Annotated in this window: 3 protein-coding genes; all 3 read right to left on the bottom strand. The window is 70.3% G+C overall.

Annotated features, from left to right (window positions below; genetic code table 11):
* The coding region (locus Q0D57_RS19080) for a proton-conducting transporter membrane subunit (RefSeq protein ID WP_291046987.1) at nucleotides 1-1,058 on the bottom strand (1,058 nt) is incomplete at its 3' end.
* A complete protein-coding gene (locus Q0D57_RS19075; protein WP_291046985.1) occupies nucleotides 1,055-1,573 on the bottom strand; it encodes an NADH-quinone oxidoreductase subunit K in 519 nt (172 codons plus the stop codon). The genes Q0D57_RS19075 and Q0D57_RS19080, both read right to left, overlap by 4 nt.
* Complete coding sequence (locus Q0D57_RS19070) at nucleotides 1,570-4,686, bottom strand: Na+/H+ antiporter subunit A (protein ID WP_291046983.1); 3,117 nt, start codon at nucleotides 4,684-4,686, stop codon at nucleotides 1,570-1,572. Before Q0D57_RS19070 ends, Q0D57_RS19075 begins: the two co-directional genes overlap by 4 nt.
* Nucleotides 4,687-4,764 lie beyond the last annotated feature (78 nt).

The raw sequence follows: 4,764 nt of genomic DNA, 5'->3' as shown, positions 1-4,764 counted from the left end.
CCCACCCGCTCGATCAGCCCCACCACGAGGAAGAGCGCGGTCTGCACCATGATGTGGTGCACGATGTAGTAGATCGTGGCTCCGGTGGCGAGCTCGGTGCCGATGGCCACGCCGAAGATCATGTAGCCGATGTGGCTCACGAGCGTGAACGACAGCAGCCGCTTCACATCGGCCTGCGCGATGGCGCCGAGGATGCCGATGACCATCGTGAGTCCGCCCACGATGAGCAGGGGCACGGCGAGCGGCACGTCGAAGAACAGCAGCTTGTCGGTGCGGATGACGGCGTACACGCCGACCTTCGTGAGCAGCCCGGCGAACACCGCCGTGACGGGCGCGGGTGCCGTGGGATAGCTGTCCGGCAGCCAGAACGACAGGGGGAACACCGCAGCCTTCACCGCGAATCCCACGAGCAGGGCCGCGCAGAGGATCATCTGGATGTCGAGCGGGAGGTCGCGCATCCGCTCCGACAGCAGGGCCATGGTGACGGTGCCGGTGGCGCCGTAGATGAGCGCGATCGAGCCGAGGAACAGCAGCGACGACACGAGGCTCACGACCACGTAGGTGACACCGGCCCGGATGCGCGAGCCGGTCCCGCCGAGGGTCAGCAGCACGTAGCTGGCCGCGAGCAGCATCTCGAACCCCACGTACATGTTGAAGAGGTCGCCCGCGATGAACGCCCCGAACAGCCCCGCGGCGAGGATGAGGTAGGTGGGGTGGAAGATCGAGACGGGGGTGTCGCGGTCGCGGTCGGCGAGGCCCTGGCCCACGGCGAAGATGAGCACGCCGAGCAGCATGAGCGCCGAGACGACCACCATGATGGCCGACAGCCGGTCGACCACGAGCACGATGCCGAACGGTGGCTCCCAGCCGCCGACCTTGACCACGATCGGCCGGCTCGTCTCGTCGACGGCGGCCAGCAGCACGGCGGCGGCCGCGGTCACCGCGGTGAGCGCGGTGACGCTGATGGCGATCTGCAGGCGCGGGTAGCGGCCGAGGATGAGGGTGATCGCGGAGCCCACGAGGGGGATGATCACGAGGAGCGGGACGAGGGCGTTCATCGCATCACATCCCTTTCGTTCTCGCTGGGCTCTTCCTCGGCGGGCGGTGCGTCCTCGTCCGATTCGTCGGCGTCGCCGCCCTCCTCGAGCACGTGGCGCACGGCCTCGTCGTCGTCGTCGAGGTTGGCGTGGAACTGCTCCGCGGCATCCGCCTCGATCGCATCCGCGAGCTCCTCGTCGGCGAGCACGTCGTCGCCCTCGTCGCCGAGGTTCGAGAGCCACCAGGAGCGGTAGATGAGGGCGAGGATGAACGCCGTGATGCCGAAGTTGATCACGATCGCCGTGAGCATGAGCACCTGCGGCAGCGGGTCGACGATGTCGGCACCGGTCGTGTCGCCGTCGATGATGGGGGCGGCGCCCGAGCGGCCCGACATCATGAAGATGAGGAGGTTCGTGGCGTTGCCGACGAGCAGGAAGCCGATCAGGATGCGGGTGAGGCTCTTCTCGAGCATCACGTAGACGCCGGTGCCGTACATCACGGCCATCAGCACCACGAGGGTGAGGGATGCGCTCATCGGGCCTCACCTCCCCTGATGCCCGCGGCCGGCTGCTGACCGGGTCGCTGACGCCCGCTCGTGTCGCTCCCGGCCACCCGGCCGCGGGTGTCGGCCTCGTCGGCCACGACGGAGTGGTCGTCGGGCCGTGCGTCGACGTCGTCCTCGGCCTGCTGGCGGTCGACCTCGCCGCCCAGGGCGCGCAGGATGTCGAGCACGACGCCGATCACCACGAGGTAGACGCCCACGTCGAAGATCGTCGAGGTGCCGAACGAGACGTAGCCGAGCACCGGCAGCTCGGTCGAGAAGTAGGCCGAGGTGAGCACCTCGGCGCCGATCAGGAGCGACCCCACGGCCGTGCCCGTGGCCAGCAGCATGCCGGCGCCGAGCAGCACGCCCGGGCCGATCGGCAGCGTCTCGCCGAGCTCGTAGCGGCCGCCCGCGAGGTAGCGTGCGATGAGGGCGAGTCCCGCCACGAGGCCCGCCGCGAACCCGCCGCCCGGTGCGTTGTGGCCGGCGAAGAGCAGGAAGACCGACACCACGATGGCGGGGTGGAAGACGAGGCGCACGAGCACCTCGAGGATGAGCGAGCGGTTGGCGGGCGAGAGCGTCTTGCCACCGAGCAGCCACGAGTGCTGCCGGTCGTCGGGCACCTCGTCCGAGGTGTGCGGGTCGTCGACGAGCTGCGCGCGCTTGACGCCCTGCCGGCGGCCGCGCGACTCGCGGAGGCGCGGGATGGTGAAGTTGCGGCCCGTGATGAAGATGAGGCTCGCCACGCCCGTGGCCACGACGACGAGCACCGAGAGCTCGTTCATGGTGTCCCAGGCCCGGATGTCGACGAGCATCACGTTCACGACGTTCTGGCCGCGGCCCTCCTCCACGCTCAGGCGGGCGAGCTCTTCCGAGAGGTCGCCGACCTGGCGGGCTCCGAGCGCCACGAGCCCCACGATGCCCATCGTCACGCCCACGAGCGTGCCGATGAGGGCGCGACGGCCACGCCGCATGGGCTTGTTGTGCTGCGCGATCTTCACCGGGAGGCGCCGCAGCACGAGCACGAAGACCACGATCGTGACGGTCTCGACGAGCGCCTGCGTGAGCGCGAGGTCGGGGGCGCCGTGGAAGGCGAACAAGGCCACCATGCCGAAGCCCGTGGCGCCCACGAGCAGCACGGCGGCGAGGCGGTGGGTGGCCCGCGCGGCCATCACGGCAGCCACGCCCATGGCGGCGGCGATGAAGATCTGCACCGGGTAGTCGAAGAGCACGATCTCGCTCGGCCAGGTGCGGTTGAACGCCGTGGTGAGGCCGAGGCAGAGCACGAAGACCACGAGGATCGTGCCGAGGTACTGCGGCAGGCCGCCCTTCTGGGCGAACAGGGTGACCCGGGCCGCGCCCTGGTCGACACCGCGGATGATCGACAGGTAGCCACGCGAGGCGTCGATCAGCGGCGGCACCGTGCGCTGGAGCTTGGCGAACGGCTTCCGCACGGCGAAGAGGCCGAGGCCCGCGGCGATGATGAGCACCGAGATGCCGAGCGCGGGCTCGAAGCCGTGCCACAGAGCGAGTTGGTATGTGCCGTCGGCCTCGTCTCCGCTCCCGGCGGCGGACGCGACGTCGTACGGGACGCTGTCGGCCTGGACGCTGTCGGCATACACCGTGAGGGCGGTGCTGAGCGGCGCGGCGAAGAATCCGCCCGCGATGGTGGCGAGGGTGAGCACGATGGGGGCGACCAGGATGCCGCGAGCGGGCGGGTGGGACTCGTGGCCCGCATCCGCCGCCTTCTTCGCGCGTGTGGCGGCCACGGCATCCGCTGTGCGACCGGATTCGCCCTTCTTGGTGAAGAAGGCCCCCCAGAAGAAACGGACGCTGTAGGCGACGGTGAGGATCGAGCCGAGGCTCACGCCCACGAGGGCCACCCAGCCCCAGGCGTCGCCCGCCTCTCCGGCGTGCAGGAAGGCCGACAGCACGGCCTCCTTCGAGACGAAGCCGAGGAGCGGCGGGATGCCGGCCATGCTCGCCACGGCGATGAGCGCCACGGCCGCGAGCACGGGCCGGCGGCGGCCGAGGCCCGAGATCTCGCGGAGGTCTCGCGTGCCCTCGTCGTGGTCGACGATGCCGACCACGAGGAAGAGGGTGGCTTTGAAGAGCGCGTGCGCGAGCAGCAGCGCGGCGCCGGCCAATGCGGCGTCGCGCGATCCGAAGCCCACCACCACGGTGAGGAAGCCGAGCTGGCTGACCGTGCCGTAGGCGAGCAGGAGCTTGAGGTCGTACTGCCGGAGCGACCGCCAGGCGCCGACGAGCATGGTCCAGACGCCGAAGGCCACGAGCACGGGAACCCAGCCGGGGGTGTCGGCGAAGCCGGGGGCGAAGCGGGCCACGAGGTAGATGCCGGCCTTCACCATCGCAGCGGCGTGGAGGTAGGCGCTCACCGGGGTGGGGGCGGCCATGGCGGCGGGCAGCCAGAAGTGGAAGGGCAGCAGCGCCGACTTCGAGAGCGCGCCGACCAGGATGAGCATGATCGCGGTGGTGACGAGGCCGCTCGACGCGGGCGGATCGGCCACGAGCGCCTCGATCGAGCTCGTGCCCGCCTCGGTCGAGAGCAGGATGATGCCGACGAGCATGGCGAGGCCGCCGAAGGTGGTCACGAGGAGGGCCTGCAGGGCGGCACCTCGGCTCTCCTTGCGGCCCGTGTAGTGGCCGATGAGGAGGTAGGAGAGCACGCTCGTGATCTCCCAGAACATGAACATGATGTAGATGTCGTCGGCGGTGACGAGGCCGTACATCGTGCCGGCGAACGCGAGCAGCAGGGCGGCGAAGCGGCCGAGCTGCGGCTCGTCGTCGCTGAAGTAGCGGGCGCAGTAGACGAGCACGAGCGCGCCGACGCCGGTGACCACGAGCGCGAGCAGCCACGCGAGCAGGTCGACGCGGAAGGAGAACGCGATGCCCAGCTGCGGGATCCACGGCACCGATTGGGTGGCCTGCCCGCCCGCGAGGACCGTGCTCGTCTGGCTCAGGGTGTAGGCGAAGGCGGCGGCCGGGAGCGCCGCGACGAGGTAGAAGACCTTCGTGCCGAGGGCCCTGGTGAGAAGGGGAGTGAGCGCTGAGAGCCCTGCGAACAGCAGCAGGACCAGGATCACGCGGACTCCTCATGTCGGGGAGAGGGCAGGGTGGCCAGTCTACCGTGGGTTCGCGGGTGGTCGGTCGCGGGGGTGGGG

Source organism: Herbiconiux sp., from assembly GCF_023264895.1.
Classification (GTDB): domain Bacteria; phylum Actinomycetota; class Actinomycetes; order Actinomycetales; family Microbacteriaceae; genus Herbiconiux.
This window is presented reverse-complemented; position numbering and strand designations above follow the sequence as displayed.